Here is a 17,295-nt window from a genome sequence, read left to right as displayed (position 1 = left end):
GGTGGGCGTCCTACGGCCATGGAGAACGGGAACTGGTGGGTGGCCATCGAGGAGAACCGTGGCATGGGGGATGGTCGTGAGTGGACGATGTCCCAAGCCAACCCTGCGGGCGATCTGTCGGCGGCCCAGGCGGAGGCCATGCGGTTGGCCCGGCACTACGCGCCGGCTTACCCCTGGTCCGAGAAGGCCAGGAAGGTCTTGCGCACCAATGAGAACTCCTACCTCGTCATCGTCGAAGGTCGCGCTTCCACCTTCCACTTCCGCGTCACGGTCGGTGAGTTGATCCCGGACGAGTAAGCCTTCCTCCGCTGCCGCTGCACGCACGGGGGGGGGGATTCCGGTGCTGTTGAGCGCTGGGTGGAGGGTGGCTGGACGACGACTGGTCGGAGGAGGTCAGGGTTCCAGCAGGGTGAGGATGAGGGCGATCCAGGCGAGGACGACGCCGGTGGTGACGCCGTAGGCGACCCAGCGCCAGACGAGGACCTTGCGGGCCAGCCAGACGGAAGGGGCGATGCCGCCGACGACCAGGACGTTGGCGATGAGGGCCAGCCAGCGGTTGGTCTCGCCGAGGCCGAGGGAGAGCGTGACGACCATGAAGGCGACGACGGAGCCGCTGAACACGCTGACGGTCAGGCCGGTGCCCCACGGGGTGGGTTCGGCGGGCTCGTCCGGTTCCGGGACAAGGTCGGGTTGGGTGGGCTTGATGGGGATGCGGGGGCGGACGCCGGACTGGGAGGCGTCGACGAGGTGGCGTTCGCCGGTGACGGGGTCGGCGAAGGCGACCTGGACACCCATGTCGGCGGCCAGCCTGCCCGCGAGCTGGCGGCCGCGCCTGGTCACGAGGGCGCCCGCGGCGCCGTCGGCGGGGGCGTTGGTGCGCAGCACGGCCTCGGCGACCTTGGCCCACTCGTGCAACGCGTCGGCGAGACCCGCACCGAGAGGAAGGGTGTGCGGATCCACCTCCAGCTCGCCCGCCTCGCTCTCACCCGCCAGCACGGCGCGGCCGGCCTGGACACGCAACTCCACGAACGTTCCCTCCCACGGTCACCGTTTCCGGGGATGAACGTAGCGTGCCGAATGGTGTTTCAGGCGATCGCGTAGAACACCACGGCCGCGGCGGTCGCCACGTTGAGCGAGTCGACGCCGTCCGCCATGGGGATGCGGACGGCGACGTCGGCCGACGAGATGGCCTCCTCGGTCAGCCCCGGCCCCTCCGAACCGAGCAGCACGGCCACCCGCGAACCCCGCAGACCGGCGTCCGCCAAGCAGACCGAACCCGCCCGCGGGGTGAGGGCGACGACCCGGAAACCCTTGGCGCGCAGCATGTCCAGCCCACCCGGCCACGAGTCGAGGGAGGCGAACGGCACCCGCAGGACGTGCCCCATCGACACCCGGACGCTGCGCCGGTACAGCGGGTCGCTGCACCCCGGCCCGAGGAGCACGCCGTCGACGCCCAGCGCGGCGGCGTTGCGGAAGATCGACCCGAGGTTCTCGTGGTCCCCCACGCCTTCCAGCACCGCGAGCCGCTTCGCGCCGTCGGCGATGTCGGCGGCCGACGGCTGCACGGCCCGGTCGGCGGCGGCGAGCACACCGCGGTTGAGGTGGAATCCGACGACCTCCGCCATCACCTCGGCCGACGCCACGTAGGCGGGGGCAGGAAGGTCTCCCAACGCCTCGACGCGCCTGCGCACGCCGAGGAACCCGCGCACCGGGAACGGCGACGCGAGCAGCCGTTCGACCACCACCACGCCCTCCGCGATCACCAGCCCCCGGCCACCCGGCCGGTCCGGTCGGCGATCGGCGGTGGACAGGTCCCGGAAGTCGTCCACGCGCGGGTCGTCCGAGTCTGCGATCTCGATCACCTCAGCCACCCCGGAAGTCTCGCACCTCCCGCCATGTGAGCACCGCTCGTAGTCCAGAGGGCTCAACGGGCAAGCCCCCAACCAGCAGTTCCTCGCTCCTTGTTACAGCCAAGTGACAGAGAGCACCGATTTGGACGCTGGCGGGCCCCGCAACGCTGTGTCACGGTTGGCGCTCCGCTCCGCCGCCGGAGCAGCACGACCGAGGGGAGGCGGCATGGGCAGGGATGTGACCGGCCGCGCGTACACCAGGGAGGACCGCCAGCGGTACCGGGAGAAGCTCCAGCGGTGCCTCGAGGCATTGGCGACGATGTTGGCGGAGGACAGCTTCTCGTTCCCCCGCAGGCAGATGGGCCTGGAGATCGAACTGGCCCTCGTCGACGACGCCTTGAGACCGGCCATGGCGAACTCCGAAGTGCTGGAGAAGATCGACGACCCCTCGTTCACCCTCGAGCTCGGCCAGCAGAACTTAGAGATCAACGTCCCGCCGCGCGAGCTGGCCGGGGACGAGACCCTTGGCCTGGAACAGGATCTGCGCAAGTCGTTGAGCGCGGCCGACGACAAGGCGCAGGACGCGGGCGCGAACCTGGTCATGATCGGGGTGCTGCCGACGTTGCGGCACGAGCACTTCGACCTGCGGTGGCTGTCGAACAGCTCGCGGTACAAGGTGCTGAACGACCGGATCTTCGCGGCGCGCGGCGAGGAGACCGTGCTGCACATGGAGGGCTCCCCGCTGTCGGGCCACGGCCCCGAGCGGCTGCTGAGCTACCAGGAGTCGATCCTGCCGGAGGCCGCCTGCACGTCGGTGCAGCTGCACCTGCAGGTGGCGCCCGCCGACTTCGCCGCGCACTGGAACGCGGCCCAGTGCATCGCGGGCGTGCAGGTGGCGATCGGCGCGAACTCCCCGTTCCTGCTGGGCAGGGCGCTCTGGCACGAGACGCGCATCCCGCTGTTCCTCCAGGCGACCGACACCCGGTCCGAGGAGCTGAAGAACCAGGGCGTGCGGCCGAGGGTGTGGTTCGGCGAGCGGTGGATCACGTCGATCTTCGACCTGTTCGAGGAGAACGCCCGCTACTTCCCCGCGCTGCTCCCGGAGACCGACGACGAGAACCCCGTGGAGGTCCTGGAGGCGGGCGGCACGCCCGAGCTGACCGAGCTGCGGCTGCACAACGGCACGATCTGGCGGTGGAACAGGCCGGTGTACGACGCGGTGGACGGCGTCCCGCACCTGCGGATCGAGAACCGGGTGCTGCCAGCGGGCCCGACGGTGCTGGACATCGTGGCCAACGCCGCCTTCTTCTACGGCACCCAGCGGGCGCTGGTCGACCAGGATCGTCCACTGTGGACGCGGATGTCGTTCCACGCGGCGGAGGAGAACCTCTACACCGGGGCGCGGCACGGGATGGGCGCCCAGCTGTACTGGCCGGGCATCGGCTGGGTGCCACCGGACGAGCTGGTGCTGCGCAGGCTGCTGCCGATGGCGCACGACGGGCTGCGCGCGTGCGGCGTGTCCGACGAGGCCCGCGAGCGCTACCTGGGTGTGATCGAGCAGCGCTGCCTGACCCGCCGCACGGGCTCGTCGTGGCAGCGCGACACCGTGCTGCGGCTGGAGGAACGCGGCGCCGACCGCGACGCCGCGTTGACCGGCATGCTCAGGCGGTACGTCGACCTGATGCACGAGGGCGAGCCCGTGCACACCTGGCCGGTCGGCTGAACGGCCGGGCAGCGGGAGGGTCGCCCCCGCGGGTCAGCGGCGGCGACCCGACTTGAGGGGTGCGACGTCCGCGCCGTCGTGCGAGCTGCGGCAGTCGTCCGGCGTCACGGCCTCGACCGCGAGCGTCAGCATCCCCTTCACGCCGGTGTAGATGGACTCCCCGCAGGAGGCCAGCGACGTGTGCACGCGGTTGGAGTCGGAGAAGTCGCGCTCGTCCTTGACGCGCTTCTTGCCCGCCTCCTCCGGCTTGGTGGCGCTGCGGAGGTTGACCTCCAGCCAGGCCGCGACCTCGGCGGGAGTGCTCAGCACCTCTTCCGGCGTGCGCTCCAGTCTTTCCTGCCGAGGGGAGGCGTGGTCGAGGGACGTGTGCTCGACGTAGGCGTGCCAGTGCGTGTTGCGCATGGACCAGGTCTGTTCGACAGGCCAGTCCTCCTCGGTGCTCATCCCCTTATCTTGCACCCTTGGCGGGTGGGGAGGCGAACAGCCCGCGCACGTCGAGCTCGTGGTCGACGGAGATCGCTTCCGCGAGCCGCCGGTCGTGCGTGACCAGCAACAACGTGCCCTCGTAGGTGGCGAGCGCCTGTTCCAGCTGGTGGATGGCCGCGAGGTCGAGGTGGTTGGTCGGCTCGTCGAGCACCAGGCACGTCGTCCCCCTGGCCTGCAACAACGCCAGCCCCGCACGGGTGCGCTCGCCCGGTGACAGCGTCCTGGCGGGCCGCAGCACGGTGTCCGCGCCGACCCGGAACTTCGCCAGCAGCGTCCGCGCCTCGACCCGTTCCAGCCCGGTCGCCGACACGACGACGTCGAGCACCGGGCGGTCGGTGTCGAACTCCTCGCGCAGCTGGTCGACCTCGCCGACCACGACCGTCGCGCCCGCGCTCCGCTCGCCGGACACCAGCGGGATCCGGCCGAGCAGGGCGCCGAGCAGCGTCGACTTGCCGGAGCCGTTGGGGCCGGTGATCCGCCAGCGCTCCCCCGCCCCGATCGCCAGGTCGACCGGCCCCAGCGTCACGTCGCCGCGGCTGACCACGGCCCGCCGCAAGGTGAACGCGATCCGGCTGCCCCGGCCCGCGCTGGGCAGGGTGAGCCGGAGCTCCCACGCCTCGCGGGGCTCCTCGACCTCCTCCAGCCGTTCCAGCACGCGGTCCACAATGGACGCCTTGGCCGCGGTGGCCTGCGCCCGCTGCTTCTCGCGGTGCTTGATGTTCTTGTCGGTCTCGTTCGACCTGGCGACGTTGCGCACGCCGGTGCGGGACCACTCGCGGGTGAGCCGCGACCGCTCGGTGAGCGAGTCGCGCTTGGCCGCGTAGGCCTCGTACTCCTCGCGGGCCCGGCGCTCGGCCGCCGACTTCTCCTCCAGGTAGGCGTCCCAGCCGCCGCGGAACAGCGAGGCGGTGCGGGTGAACTCGTCCAGCTCGACGATCGCCGTCGTCGTGCGGGCGAGGAACTCCCGGTCGTGGCTGACCAGCACGACCGCCGCCCGGCTCGCCGAGACGTGCGCCTCCAGCAGGGCCAGCCCGTCGGTGTCCAGGTCGTTGGTCGGCTCGTCGAGCAGCAGCGCGTCCGCCCGCGTGAGCAGCACGGCCGCCAGCCGCAGCCGGGCGGACTGGCCGCCGGACAGCTCGTGGGCGGTGCGCCGGTCGAGCAGGTCGGCGGCGAGGCCGAGCCGGTCGCACACGGCGTCCGCCCGCTCCTCGAAGTCGCCCGCGCCGATGGCCGTCCAGCGGTCGAACGCCGCCGAGTACCGGTCCTCCGCACCCGCCACGCCCTCGGACAGCTCGACGCCCGCGCGCTCGAACAGCGCGTTCGCCTCGGCGACCCCGGTGCGGCGCGCCAGGTGCCCGCGCAGCGACTCGCCGGGGCGCGGCCGGGTCTCCTGCGTGAGGTGCGCCACCACGGCCGACGCCGGGTGCCGGACGACCGTCCCCTCCTCGGGCTCCAGCTCGCCCGCGAGCACCCGCAGCAGGGTCGACTTGCCCACCCCGTTCGGTGCTACCAGCCCTACGCGTTCGCCTGCTGCGACATCGAGATCGACCTCCGAGAGCACGGTCCGCGGACCGAACGACAGCGTGACTCCGCGAGCTGCCAAGACGGACACGACGCCGACGGTCGCAGCCCGCGCGGCCGTCGGCAACCGGATTTCCGACCGCCCGCCCTCGCCGTCCGGTCTTGATGCCAGTAAGTTGCAACTAAGAGGATGTTGCAAGAGGTTGAGGAGAGCGACGATGGCCCCGTACGTGCTGCCGGATCTGGACTACGACTACGCCGATCTGGAGCCCGCGATCATCGGCGAGATCAACGAGCTGCACCACGGCAAGCACCACGCCGCCTACGTGAAGGGCGCGAACGACACGATCGAGCAGATCGACGAGGCCCGCGACAAGGAGGACCTGGGCTCGATCGTCGGCCTGGAGACCACGCTCGCGTTCCACCTCGCCGGGCACGCGCTGCACCAGGTGTGGTGGAAGAACCTCAGCCCGAACGGCGGCGACAAGCCGGTCGGCGAGCTGGCCGCGGCGGTCGACGAGTTCTTCGGCTCGTTCGACGGGCTCCGCAAGCAGCTCAACGCGGCCGCCGGGTCCATCCAGGGCTCCGGCTGGGGCATCCTGGCGTGGGAGCCGGTCGGGCAGCGGCTGATCACCCAGCAGCTGAAGGACCACCACTCCAACCTGTCGATCGCGACCACGCCGCTGCTCGCGTTCGACATCTGGGAGCACGCCTACTACCTGCAGTACCGCAACCTGAAGGTCGACTACATCAGCGCGCTGTGGAACATCGTCGACTGGGACGACGTCAACGCCCGCTTCGAAGCGGCCCGCGCGGGTCGGAACGGGCTGCTGCTGCCCACCGCGTGACCCCCTGAACCCGGCAGTGGATGCTCCGACAAGCCGAGCTGCCGAGCTGGCGCCGAGGTGCCGCCACGTGCGGCGCCTCGGCGTTCGGGCATCACGGGACCGGAGCACGACGAGGCCCCGCGCGCCGGTGGTACGACCGGCGAGCGGGGCCTCGTCTGTTCCCGAACTGACTGCCACTCCCACCACGAAGTGACGAGACTTAGGTTAGCCTAAGCTCTACATGTTGGGAAGTGGGCAACCCGAAAGTGTGCGGAAGAAGTTCGTTCCCGCACGTCGGAGCCGCGAAGCAGGGGTTACGCCCGGCGGGGGCGGATCGGGAACCTCGGCAGCACCAGCCCGCCGCTGCGGACCAGGACCGCACCGCCGACCAGCGCCGTGACGACGGAGACCACACCACCCGCGACGAGCGGTGCGCGGCCGGTGTACTGCTCGGCCAGCCAGCCCATCGCCGGGCCGCCCAACGGGGTGCCGCCGAGGAACACGAGCATGTAGAGGCCCATCACGCGGCCGCGCATGGCGGGGGCGACGGACATCTGCACGGTGGCGTTGGCGGTGGTCGTGAAGGTCATCATGGCGATGCCGACCGGGATGAGCATCAGGCCGACGGTGACCAGGTTCGGCATCAGGCCCGCGAAGACCTCCAGGACGCCGAACGCGAGCGCGCCGCCGATCAGCAGGGCGAGCCTCGGCTTGCCGCGCGTGCTGCGCTTGGCGGCCAGCGTGGCGCCCGCGAGGGTGCCCACGGCCAGCAGCGTGGTGAGCAGGCCGTAGGCGTCGGCGTTGCCGCCGAACACGTTGCGCGCCATCACCGCGAGCGTGAGGAAGAAGTTCAGGCCGAACGTGGAGATGAAGAAGACCAGCGTCAGCAGGATCACCAGGTCCGGGCGGTCCTTCACGTACCGCAGGCCCTCGACCAGCTGTCCGCGTTCGCGGGGCACCGGCTCGGAGCGGCGCAGCTGGGCGACGTCCATCACCAGCAGCCCGCCGATCACCGCGACGAACGACGCCGCGTTGATCAGGAACATCCAGCCGGTGCCGATGATCGTGATGCCGACGCCCGCCACCGCGGGGCCGACCATGCGGGCCAGGTTGAACGTCATCGAGTTGAGCGCGACGGCGTTCGGGAGCTGGTCGCGGCCCACCATCTCGATCACGAACGACTGCCGCACCGGCGTCTCCAGCGCGGACACGCAGCCGAGCAGCAGGCACAGCAGGTACACGTGCCAGAGCTGGGCGAGCCCCGTGACGTCCAGCAGCCCCAACGTCAGCGCGCACAGCGCGAGGCCGCTCTCCAGCACCAGCAGCAGCCTGCGCTTGTCCATCCGGTCGGCGAGCACGCCCGCGTAGAGGGAGAAGACCAGCGTGGGGGCGAACTGCAGGGCCGCCGCGATGCCGAGCGCGACGGCGCTGCCGTGGGACAGTTCGAGCACCAACCAGTCCTGCGCGACGCGCTGCATCCACACGCCGATCAGGGAGACGACCTGGCCGGAGGCGTAGTAGCGGTAGTTGCGGACCTTCAGGGAGCCGAACATGGTGCTGCGCTTGGGCGGGGGTAGCGCGACGTCCCGATCGATGCGATCCGATTCGCTACCACCCGCGTAAGCCGGCACCCGTTACTGCCCCGCCATCCTGTCGATGATCTCCGCCGCGCGGGAGAGGAGCTCCCGCTCTTCCGATGTGAGCTCGGCCAACCGCTTGTCGAGCCAGGCTTCCCTGGCGCCGACCTCTTCGTTCACGAACGCCAGCCCGGCCTCGCTGAGCTGCACGATGGCCTGCCGGCCGTCGGTCGGGTGGGGCCTGCGCGTCGCGTAGCCGAACTCCTCCAGCGCCGCGATCACCCTGGTCATCGACGGCGGCTGGACGCCTTCCTTGGCGGCCAGCTCGCCGGGGGTCAGCGGTCCGCACTTGTGCAGCGTGGACAGCGCGGACACCTGGGTCAGCGAGATCGACGAGTTGGTGCGCTGGGCGCGGAGCCTGCGGTTGAGCCGGACCACGGCAAGCCGGAGCCTGCTCGCCAGTCCCTGCTCCGCCGCTGCGTCCGCCACGTAGTTAGCATACCTCACGATCTGGTCCCCCGTTCCGCCCGTGCGGCCGAACCGGACATCAGGCACCGAACGCGGCGCGGATCGGACCGATGGCGAAGTAGACGGTGAACGCCGCGGCCACCACCCACATCAGCGGGTGCACGCTGCGCGCCCGCCCGGTCAGCGCCCGCAGGAGCACGTAGCTGACGAAGCCCGCGCCGATGCCGTTGGCGATGGAGTAGGTGAACGGCATCACCACGATGGTGAGGAACGCGGGCAGCGCGATCGAGAAGTCGCCGAAGTCGATCTCCTTGACCTGCATCATCATCAGCGCCCCGACCACGACCAGCGCGGGCGCGGCGGCCTCGACCGGCACGACCTCGTAGAGCGGCGTCAGGAACATCGCGGCGATGAACAGCAGGCCCGTCACCACGTTCGCCAGCCCCGTCCGGGCGCCCTCGGCGATGCCGGACGCGGACTCGATGTAGACGGTGTTCGACGAGGACGACGCCGCACCGCCCGCGACCGCGCCCAGACCGTCGACGAACAGCGCCTTGTTCACGCTCGGCAGCTGCCCCTCGGCGTCGATCAGGCCCGCTTCCTTGCCCAGCCCGGTCATCGTGCCGACGGTGTCGAAGAAGTCGGTCAGCACCAACGTGAACACCAGCAGCGCGGCGGTGATCGCCGGGATCCTGGTCCACGCCCCGAACGACACGTCGCCGACCAGCGACAGGTCCGGAAGGCTGAAGACCTCGCCGGGCAGCGCCGGGTAGCCGAGGTTCCAGCCCAGCGGGTTCACGCCCTTGGACGGCCCCGCGTGCACGATCGCCTCGATCACGATGGACAGCACCGTCGCGGACAGGACGCCGATCAGGATCGCGCCCTTCACCTTGCGGGCGAACAGGATGCCGGTCACGAGCAGCCCGACCACGAACACCAGCGTCGGCCACGACGCGATCGAGCCGTTGATGCCGAGCCCCACCGGCACGGTCGTGCCCGCCGCGTCCGGGAGCCTGCGCACGAAGCCCGCGTCGACCAGGCCGATGAAGCAGATGAACAGGCCGATGCCCACCGCGATGGCGGCCTTCAGCTCGTTCGGGACGGCGTTGAACACCGCCTGGCGCACCCCGGTGACCACCAGGAGGAGCACGACGAGCCCGTTGACCAGCACCAGGCCCATGGCCTCCGGCCAGGTCATCTGCGGCACGATCGTCACGGCCACGAACGTGTTGATGCCCAGCCCCGTGGCCATCGCGAACGGCAGGTTCGCCACCAGGCCGAACAGGATGGTCATCACGCCCGCGACCAGCGCCGTCACCGCGGCGACCTGCGACACCGGCAGGATCGCCCCCAGGACGTCCTTCTTCGCCCCGGCGTCGTCGGGCGCGAAGCTGCCCAGGATCAACGGGTTCAGCACCACGATGTAGGCCATCGTCACGAACGTGACCAGCCCGCCGCGCAGCTCCCGCGCGACCGTGGAGCCCCGTTCGGAGATCTTGAAGAACCCGTCGAGCTTGGAGGTCGGCGTCGTCGAGGACGGCGTCGTCTGCTCAGTGGCCATGTCTACCCCAATCGGTACCCGGACCGGTGCGCGATCAGCGTGCCCGATCCTTGTTTCCGGGAGGTAGCCTGCCTGACGTGGCCGAACAGTCCGAACACGACTCGCTGCCGAGTCCTCCCCCACTACCCCGCCGCCTGGCCGACCCCGTGCCCGCGATCGTCGGCGGCACGGTGTTGTGGACGATCGCCTTCGTGGTCTTCCTGGTCATCGACCCGGACGACGCCGTGTGGACGTGGGCCAGCTTCACCGGTGCGGTGCTGGGCGTCCTGGGCTACGGGGTGTTCGCCTGGCAGCGCCGGGCCGCGCGCCGCGGCTCGCGGGGCGCGCAGACCGGCACCCAGTAGCCAGCCCAGCAACGTCACCGGTAGCTAGCCCAGCAACGTCACCGGCGTCGGGTCGGTGATCAGCGCGGCGAACGCGTGCCGGTCGGCCCACCGGCCGCTGACCCACGCCAGTGCGCGGGCCAGGCCCTCCGGGGTGTCCACGGCGTGCGCGACGCCGTCGACCACCCACCAGGCCACCTCGTGCCCGGTGCCGTCCACGGTCACGGTCAGCTCGTCGTGCACCACCACGGACCCGGCGGGCAGCTCCACGCCCAGCAGGTCGCAGGCCAGCCGGACCGCGCCCAGCTCGTGCCACGACACCTCGTCGCCCTCGGTCGTGGGAGCGCCCACGACCTCCTCCGACGCCAACGGCAGCGCCAGCAGCTCGGCCAGCGCCTCCGCGCCCCCGTCGGCCGCCAGCACCCCTTCGGGGGGCAGCACCCCGAGCAGCCAGGGCAGGTCCAGCACCACCACGTCGTCCGCCGCCACCGCGGCCCCGGTCAGCACCCGCACCCGGTCCGGCGGGCTGATCCCGCCCGAGTCCAGCAGGTGCGCGACCTCGGCCAGCGCGGCGTGCGCCTTGAACACCAGCGCGTCGGCGGGCGCCCGGTCCGGATCCCCGAGGCGCCGCAGCAGGTCCCGCACGTCGTCGTCGCCGCGCACGTCCAGCTCGGTCCGCACCCCGACCGCGACCAGCACGTGCTCCGGCAGCCCCACCTCGGGCACCACGTCGTACAGCCCGGCCAGCGACTCCGCCGACTCCAGCCGCCAGTCGCACAGCGGCACGCCCTCCAGCGTCGCGTACTGGGACAGCCACCAGCCCGTGTACCCGTCCGGCTCCTGCACCGCGCGCCAGGCCACCGGGTCGGCCGCCAGCATCCTCAGCGCCGCGGGCCACGCGTCACGCGACACCAGGTCCAGGTCGCGGATCCCGACCACGCGCCGCGGCGGCTCCGGGGCGGCGGCCCACCAGTACCCCTCGTCGGCCAGGTCGTGGTCGGGCTCGGTCGGGTCCTCGTCCACCACGACCGTGAAGCCGTCGACCACCCCGACCGCGGTCAGCACCGACCGGGGCCACTGCTCGGCGACCGCCTTGTCCAGCACGCCGATCGGCGCGTCCGACTCCAGCACGTCCAGCAGCGCGGAGTCCGGCAGCACCAGCTCGTCGGCCCGCCGCCACTCGCCGGACGCGTCCGGCAGCACCAGCTCGGCCAGCCACGGCCGGTCGCCGGGGCGCATGCCCGAGCGGTCCACCAGGCGCAGCACGGCGCGCACGAGGTCGTGGCCGTCCATGCCCGCGTCGACCTCGTCGGCGCTGCGGTGCACGGCCTCGCGGATGGCCTCGGAGTCGAGCAGCTCGACCGGCCCCGCCTCGACGGCGCCGAGGCGGACCAGCAGCGGGTGCACGGCCTCGGGGTGCGCGATCCGCAGCCCGGACACGTCGACCCCGGCCAGCAGGTCCAGGGTCTCCTGGTCGGCCTCCAGCAGCAGGACGCCGCGCGGGCTCGTGACGATCCGGCCGTCCGCCAACGGGACCGGCAGGCCGCCGAGCTCCTCGCGGGCCGTCGAGTCGACCTCGGCGATCGGGTCCAGCTCGGCGTAGAGCCGCCGCCACCAGTCCGGGTCGCCGCCGAGTCCGGCCAGCGCGTCCACGACCTCGCGCATGCCCAGCCTGCGGACCTCCAGCGCCGCCAGCGCCTTCGCGTGCTCGGGCAGCGTCAGCTCGGCGTCGAGCAGGCCGGGGACCACGTCCTCCAGCAGCTCGACCAGCTCCTCCGACCCGGCGTCGAGCACCTTCGCCTTCGCGGGGGACGCCCACTCGCCACTGGCCAGCGGCAGCCATTCGGCCGTGCGCAAGGCCTTCAGCACACCGTCGCGCAGCACACCGTCCACTTCGGACAGCGGGAAGCCGGGCAGCGGGACCAAGGCCGTGCGCTGCACGGCGGGCAGCTTCGCGACCAGCGCCGGGTAGTGCGCGGCGGCCTCGGCCAGCACGGTGTCCACGGCCGCGCCGGGCTGCACGCGCCTGCGCGACGGCTCGACCGGCAGCGTGGCCAGCAGCCGGGCGGGCAGCGACAGGCGTTCGTCGGTGGGCGTCGGGGCGTGCAGCACCTCGTCGGTCAGCACGCCGTCGGACGGCCAGGCCCAGCAGATCGACCACTGCGGCCTGGTCTCGACACCGGCCACCAACTCCGCGGGCAGCTCACCGGAGACCCGGTGCAGGACCCAGCGGGTCGAGGAGTCCGGACCGTGCAGCACCACGACGTCTCCGTCCGAGTCCGTGCTCGCCCCCGCAAGCGGGACTTCGGGTACCTCACGCGTCCACACCTGCCCGGCGATCTCGATGCGACGCAGGCCGGGCAGGGCGAGCAGCAGGTCGGCGGCCTGGTCGGCGAGGTCGGCCAGCAGCGCGGCGGCGTCCACCTTCAACGGTAGCCGGACCTCGGTGGCGAAGCCCTCCGGCACGTCGGTCTCGTCGCTCGGCCACACCAGCCGCAGCACGGGCACGTCGCCACCGCGCTGCTCGGCGAGCTCGGGCGTGGCGGCACGGGTGCGCTCGGCGGAGAAGGCGACCGCGCCGGTCGTGGAGACCACCCTCGGCTCGTCGGTCACCGCCAGCACCGCGGCGAAGCCGACGCCGAACTGGCCGATCGTGCCGCCGTTCTTGGTCGACGCGCGCAACGACGCGAGCGCCGTCACCCCGGCGGCGTCCAGCGGCACACCGGTGTTCGCCGCGCGCAGCTCACCGTCCACAACGGACAGCCGCAGCGTGCCGAGCTCGTCGCCCGCGGCGTCGGAGGCGTTCTGCGCCAGCTCGACCAGCAGCCGGTCGCGGTAGCCGCCGAGCCGCAGGTCCTCCTCGGCGTTGGCGTCCTCGCGGAACCGGGTGGGCGAGCCGCGCCACGCGGCGAGCACCGAGTCGCGCAGCGCCTCGGTGCCGAACGGGTCCGCGGACACGGACGGGTCCAGGCTCACTGCTGAGCGGTCTCGTTGGGCTCCACGTCGAGCTGCGCGTCGTCGTAGACGACGTCCGACACCGGGATGCCCACGCTCATGTCGATCTCGACCTCCGAGTGCGCGCCGCAGCCGTACTCGACGTGCACCACGCGGCCGTCGGCGGGCGTCAGCTCGTTCGCGCACACGCCGAACGCGGCGCCGAGCGAGCCCTTGATCTGGAGGTAGAAGCCGCAGCTGCCGCACGTGGCGGGCGCGCTGCGGGCCATGTCGCTCAGCGGGCCGAAGTCGCTCCCGTGCCAGCGGTCGGCGGCGTCGAGCCTGCCGTTGCGGCCCAGCACGCGCACCCGGCCGAGGCCGATCTCGCGCGAGACCTCCTCGATGGCGGGGTCCTCGGACTCCAGGTAGCCGGGCACCAGGCGCGGGTCGTCGGGCCGGGTCGGCATGAGGTCGCCCACACCGAGGTCGCCCGCGCGGACCCGCTCCTCCCACGGCACCCAGTCCGGCGCCACCAGCGCCTCGTTGCCGGGCAGCAGCACGACCTCGCTCACCGAGAGGGGCGTGCCCTCCCCGGCGAACGCGACCGTGACGGCCCAGTTCCAACCGTGGTACCCGGCGTGGTTGGCCTCGAAGAGGTGGGTGACCGAGACCTCGTCCTCACCGAGCACGCCGACATGCGCACCGATGCGTTCCGACCCGGCTTCCTCCTGCGCGGCGGCGCGGGCGAGATCGACGGCTGCGGAATCGGCGAGCACCGGCTGCGGCTGCTGAGTGGGCGTTGGGGTCACGGGTGAATTGTGCCGCACGACTACACAGCCGCGTGCACACGTGTCACCCTTCTGGACGTGCGGAGGCTCGTGGTGTTGGCCGGATTGGTCCTCGTCGGCGCGTGCACGGCCCCGCCCGCACCCCCAGGAGGCACCTCCGCGAGCCCGTCGGGCGGTCCCACCAGGATCGAGGTGCTGGCCACCACACCCCACGACACCAGCGCGTTCACCGAGGGGCTCGAGCTGGTCGACGGCTCGCTCTACGAGGGGACGGGCCTGGAGGGCGAGTCCCAGCTGCGCCTGGTCGACCCCGCCACCGGCGACGTGCGGCAGAAGGTCGACCTCGCCCCCGACCTGTTCGGCGAGGGCATCACGGTCGTCGGGGACCGCATCTGGCAGATCACCTACCGCAACGGCCTGGCCATCCAGCGGGACCGCGCGACGTTCCGCGAGGTGAGGCGCGCCACGTACACCGGCGAGGGCTGGGGCCTGTGCTTCGACGACAAGCGCCTGGTCATGAGCGACGGCACCGCGACGCTGACCTTCCGCGACCCGACCAGCTTCGCCAAGACCGGCGACGTCGCCGTCACCAAGGACGGCAAGCCGCTGCAGATGATCAACGAGCTGGAGTGCGTCGGCGACGCGGTGTGGGCGAACGTGTGGCAGACCGACGAGATCGTCCGCATCGACCCGGCCACCGGCAAGGTCACGGCCAGCGTCGACGCCGGTTCGCTGCGGCCCGCGGGCGTGCCGAGGAGCGACGTGCTCAACGGGATCGCGGCCGTGCCGGGCACCGACGAGTTCCTCGTCACCGGCAAGAACTGGCCGAGCGTGTTCCGCGTGCGGTTCGCGGAGTGACCCGGAGCGGGTGATTCGCACCCCCACCTGGGCTCGTTCCCGCACGGCACGCGCTCGCGTGAGGCAGGATTGAGGGGTGATGCGCTCCGGTTCGGACGACCCGCACGGCACACCGCGTGCCCGGCGCGGCTGGAGTGGCGGCCGCAGGTCCCGCCGCGCGCCCGAGCAGCCGCAGGGCGTCTCCCAGTGGCCGCCCGGCCCACCGCCCCAGCAGGCCCCGCCGCCGCGCCAGGAACCCCCGCGCCAGGACTCGCAGCGCCGGACGCCGCCGCCGCGCAGGCAGCCTCCCCCGCCGGAGCCGCGGACGCGGTACCCGTGGGAGGACGACGACTACCGCCCCCGGCAGGCCCCCGAGGCGCGCTTCGACCTCGAACGCCCCTCCCGCGTGCGCCCGACCAGGCCGTACCCGACCGGTGAGCCACCGGAGCCGGAGCCGCCGAGGTCGCGCCGCGACCACGTGCCCGCCTCCGAGCACCCGACCGCGCCGACGCTGCCGAAGAAGCTCACCGTGACCAGGGTCGCGATGTTCCGCGGCAGGCAGATCAGCCGGCAGGCCGTGTCCGCGTTCCGGAAGGCCGCGCACGCCGACGGCGCCGAGAAGTCCGGGCTGACCGCGCTCACCTACGCGGTGATGCTCAACTACGCCGCCGACGCCGCGATGGCCGTGGCGCTGGCGAACACCCTGTTCTTCTCCGCCGCGACCGGCGAGAGCCAGGGCAAGGTCGCCCTCTACCTGCTGATCACCGTGGCCCCGTTCGCGCTGATCGCCCCGGTCATCGGCCCCGCGCTGGACCGCATCCAGCGCGGCAGGCGGATCGCGCTGGCCGCCGCGTGCGTGCTGCGGGTGTTCCTGTCGATCGTCATGGCGCTGCACTTCGACGACTGGGGCCTCTACCCGGCCGCGCTGGGCAGCATGGTGCTGTCCAAGTCGTTCACCGTGCTCAAGTCGGCGATCACCCCGAGGGTGCTGCCGCCGGACATCACGCTGTCCAAGACCAACGCCAGGATGACCGTCTTCGGCCTGGCCGCGGGCGGCGTGTTCGGCGCGGTCGCCGCCGGGTTCGCCCAGTTCTTCGACTCGCCGGGCGCGCTCTGGTTCACCGCCGCGCTCTGCCTGGCCAACGGCTGGCTGTGCCTGCGCATCCCCGCGTGGGTCGAGGTCACCGAGGGCGAGGTGCCCACGTCGCTGGGCGCCAACCCGTCCAAGCCGAAGCGCCAGCCGCTGGGCCGCCACGTCGTGGTGTCGCTCTGGGGCAACGGCACCATCCGGATGCTCACCGGCTTCCTGACCCTGTTCGCCGCGTTCGTCGTCCGCGCCCAGACCGAGGGCGACGCGGGCAAGCAGCTCCTGCTGCTGGGCGTGATCGCCGCCGCGGCGGGCATCGGCAGCTTCCTGGGCAACGCCGTCGGCGCGCGCCTGCACTTCGGCAACCCCGACCAGGTCGTCGTCCTCTGCCTCGGCGCGTGCCTGGCCGTCGCCGTGATCGCCGCGGTCCTGCCCGGCCTGGCCACCGCCGCCGTCGTCGGCCTGGTCGGCGCCACCGCCAGCGGCCTCGCCAAGATCAGCCTCGACGCCGTCATCCAGGACGACCTCCCGGAGGAGTCGCGCGCCTCGGCCTTCGGCCGCTCGGAGACCATCCTCCAGCTCACCTGGGTCTTCGGCGGCGCGCTCGGCGTCCTGCTGCCCGCCACCTACTGGATCGGCTTCACCGTCCTGGCGGTGCTGCTGACCGCGGGCCTCGTCCAGACGGTCCTGTGCAGGCGCGGCACGTCGCTCATCCCCGGCCTCGGCGGCGACCGCCCGGAGCACCCCAACGCGGTGCACCCCACCAAGCCCATCGGCTAGCTGCGTAAAGTCGCCCGACGTGCGCCGAGTCCCGACTGTGCTGGCCAGTACCGCCCTCCTCCTGGCGGCGGGGTGCTCGGCACCCCCGTCCCCCGAGGTCACGTTCTACTCGTCGGGCAGGACGGTGAACGTCCAGCCCACCCAGTACTGCGACCTCGAGTCGGAGAACTGCGCCATCGACACGCGGGCGGCCGGCGTGCTGCGGGTGCCCCCGGGCAAACCCGTCCAGATCTCGGTCGGCGGCACCATCGCCAAGTCCGCCTGGTCGGTGAAGTTCACCTACCGCGACGCGCGCGGGGAGCAGCAGGAACCGCTGCGCAGCAAGCTCTTCACCAACGCCGAGCCCCAGTACGCGTACACGCTGGAGCTGCCGAACGCCGACGACCAGCTGGAGAGCGTCGAGGTGCAGCAGTTCGGCAAGCGCGTGCAGATCGACGAGACCGGCCAGATCCAGTTCGTCGCCAGGGGCACCTGGGTGCTGTCGGTGGACGACCGCGCGAAGAGCTGACCCCCGACGGCACCCCGGCCCCGTC

16 protein-coding genes are annotated in these 17,295 nt (G+C 72.1%); 7 read left to right on the top strand and 9 right to left on the bottom strand.

Annotated elements, in window-relative coordinates:
- The first annotated feature begins 39 nt into the window (after positions 1-39).
- Entirely contained in the window at positions 40-297 is a 258-nt protein-coding gene (locus CLV43_RS03525; RefSeq protein WP_245886098.1) for a hypothetical protein, read from the top strand.
- Positions 298-393: 96 nt separating this feature from the next.
- On the opposite strand, the gene CLV43_RS03520 is transcribed toward CLV43_RS03525, so the two are convergent.
- Both CLV43_RS03520 and CLV43_RS03515 read right to left on the bottom strand, forming a co-directional pair.
- Entirely contained in the window at positions 394-1,026 is a 633-nt protein-coding gene (locus CLV43_RS03520) for a DUF2537 domain-containing protein (RefSeq protein ID WP_106185455.1), read from the bottom strand.
- A 59-nt stretch (positions 1,027-1,085) separates the two neighbouring features.
- Positions 1,086-1,871, bottom strand: coding sequence for a TrmH family RNA methyltransferase (locus CLV43_RS03515; protein WP_106185454.1), 786 nt, complete (start codon positions 1,869-1,871; stop codon positions 1,086-1,088).
- A 205-nt stretch (positions 1,872-2,076) separates the two neighbouring features.
- Here CLV43_RS03515 and CLV43_RS03510 point away from each other — a divergent pair, with 205 nt between their 5' ends.
- A complete protein-coding gene (locus CLV43_RS03510) occupies positions 2,077-3,573 on the top strand; it encodes a glutamate-cysteine ligase family protein (RefSeq protein WP_106185453.1) in 1,497 nt (498 codons plus the stop codon).
- Positions 3,574-3,606: 33 nt separating this feature from the next.
- Here the strand turns inward: CLV43_RS03510 and CLV43_RS03505 are convergent, their stop codons facing one another.
- Together CLV43_RS03505 and CLV43_RS03500 are read right to left on the bottom strand one after the other, a co-directional pair.
- Positions 3,607-4,017 (bottom strand): hypothetical protein, encoded by a 411-nt coding sequence (locus tag CLV43_RS03505; protein WP_106185452.1) that lies wholly within the window; start codon positions 4,015-4,017, stop codon positions 3,607-3,609.
- A 4-nt stretch (positions 4,018-4,021) separates the two neighbouring features.
- A complete protein-coding gene (locus CLV43_RS03500) occupies positions 4,022-5,671 on the bottom strand; it encodes an ABC-F family ATP-binding cassette domain-containing protein (RefSeq protein WP_106185969.1) in 1,650 nt (549 codons plus the stop codon).
- A 127-nt stretch (positions 5,672-5,798) separates the two neighbouring features.
- Between CLV43_RS03500 and CLV43_RS03495 the strand changes: the two genes are divergently transcribed.
- The gene (locus tag CLV43_RS03495; protein ID WP_106185451.1) at positions 5,799-6,428 is read left to right on the top strand and encodes a superoxide dismutase; all 630 of its coding nucleotides are present in this window, start codon (positions 5,799-5,801) and stop codon (positions 6,426-6,428) included.
- Between the two features lie 293 nt (positions 6,429-6,721).
- Here the strand turns inward: CLV43_RS03495 and CLV43_RS03490 are convergent, their stop codons facing one another.
- The 3 genes from CLV43_RS03490 to CLV43_RS03480 all read right to left on the bottom strand — a co-directional run bounded on the left by CLV43_RS03490 (position 6,722) and on the right by CLV43_RS03480 (position 10,013).
- A complete protein-coding gene (locus CLV43_RS03490; RefSeq protein ID WP_106185450.1) occupies positions 6,722-7,960 on the bottom strand; it encodes an MFS transporter in 1,239 nt (412 codons plus the stop codon).
- Positions 7,961-8,041: 81 nt separating this feature from the next.
- Positions 8,042-8,473, bottom strand: coding sequence for a MarR family winged helix-turn-helix transcriptional regulator (locus CLV43_RS03485; protein WP_106185449.1), 432 nt, complete (start codon positions 8,471-8,473; stop codon positions 8,042-8,044).
- Positions 8,474-8,531: 58 nt separating this feature from the next.
- On the bottom strand, positions 8,532-10,013 hold the full coding sequence (locus CLV43_RS03480) for an NCS2 family permease (RefSeq protein ID WP_106185448.1): 1,482 nt from the start codon (positions 10,011-10,013) through the stop codon (positions 8,532-8,534).
- Positions 10,014-10,090: 77 nt separating this feature from the next.
- Here CLV43_RS03480 and CLV43_RS03475 point away from each other — a divergent pair, with 77 nt between their 5' ends.
- A complete protein-coding gene (locus CLV43_RS03475) occupies positions 10,091-10,357 on the top strand; it encodes a DUF2530 domain-containing protein (protein WP_211304209.1) in 267 nt (88 codons plus the stop codon).
- A gap of 24 nt (positions 10,358-10,381) precedes the next feature.
- Here the strand turns inward: CLV43_RS03475 and CLV43_RS03470 are convergent, their stop codons facing one another.
- Together CLV43_RS03470 and CLV43_RS03465 are read right to left on the bottom strand one after the other, a co-directional pair.
- Positions 10,382-13,312 (bottom strand): sacsin N-terminal ATP-binding-like domain-containing protein, encoded by a 2,931-nt coding sequence (locus CLV43_RS03470; RefSeq protein ID WP_425445718.1) that lies wholly within the window; start codon positions 13,310-13,312, stop codon positions 10,382-10,384.
- Positions 13,309-14,079, bottom strand: a complete 771-nt coding sequence (locus tag CLV43_RS03465) for a DUF3027 domain-containing protein (RefSeq protein WP_245886097.1) — start codon at positions 14,077-14,079, stop codon at positions 13,309-13,311. The genes CLV43_RS03470 and CLV43_RS03465 overlap by 4 nt, the downstream gene beginning before the upstream one ends.
- 51 nt (positions 14,080-14,130) lie before the next feature.
- Between CLV43_RS03465 and CLV43_RS03460 the strand changes: the two genes are divergently transcribed.
- From CLV43_RS03460 to CLV43_RS03450, 3 genes are all read left to right on the top strand, one after another.
- Complete coding sequence (locus CLV43_RS03460) at positions 14,131-14,916, top strand: glutaminyl-peptide cyclotransferase (RefSeq protein ID WP_245886176.1); 786 nt, start codon at positions 14,131-14,133, stop codon at positions 14,914-14,916.
- 79 nt (positions 14,917-14,995) lie between these two features.
- Entirely contained in the window at positions 14,996-16,762 is a 1,767-nt protein-coding gene (locus CLV43_RS03455) for an MFS transporter (RefSeq protein ID WP_106185964.1), read from the top strand.
- Positions 16,763-16,781: 19 nt separating this feature from the next.
- A complete protein-coding gene (locus CLV43_RS03450) occupies positions 16,782-17,270 on the top strand; it encodes a DUF2771 family protein (protein ID WP_106185446.1) in 489 nt (162 codons plus the stop codon).
- The last annotated feature ends 25 nt before the right edge of the window (positions 17,271-17,295 follow it).

Origin of the sequence: Umezawaea tangerina (genome assembly GCF_003002815.1) — a bacterium.
GTDB classification, from domain to species: Bacteria; Actinomycetota; Actinomycetes; order Mycobacteriales; family Pseudonocardiaceae; genus Umezawaea; species Umezawaea tangerina.
This window is presented reverse-complemented; position numbering and strand designations above follow the sequence as displayed.

Bases quoted from the DNA above. Each gene is read 5' to 3' on its own strand.
- CLV43_RS03510 (WP_106185453.1), top strand. From the start codon at position 2,077: ATGGGCAGGGATGTGACCGGCCGCGCGTACACCAGGGAGGACCGCCAG.
- CLV43_RS03505 (WP_106185452.1), bottom strand. From the start codon at position 4,017: ATGAGCACCGAGGAGGACTGGCCTGTCGAACAGACCTGGTCCATGCGC.
- CLV43_RS03495 (WP_106185451.1), top strand. From the start codon at position 5,799: ATGGCCCCGTACGTGCTGCCGGATCTGGACTACGACTACGCCGATCTG.
- CLV43_RS03490 (WP_106185450.1), bottom strand. From the start codon at position 7,960: ATGTTCGGCTCCCTGAAGGTCCGCAACTACCGCTACTACGCCTCCGGC.
- CLV43_RS03480 (WP_106185448.1), bottom strand. From the start codon at position 10,013: ATGGCCACTGAGCAGACGACGCCGTCCTCGACGACGCCGACCTCCAAG.
- CLV43_RS03455 (WP_106185964.1), top strand. From the start codon at position 14,996: ATGCGCTCCGGTTCGGACGACCCGCACGGCACACCGCGTGCCCGGCGC.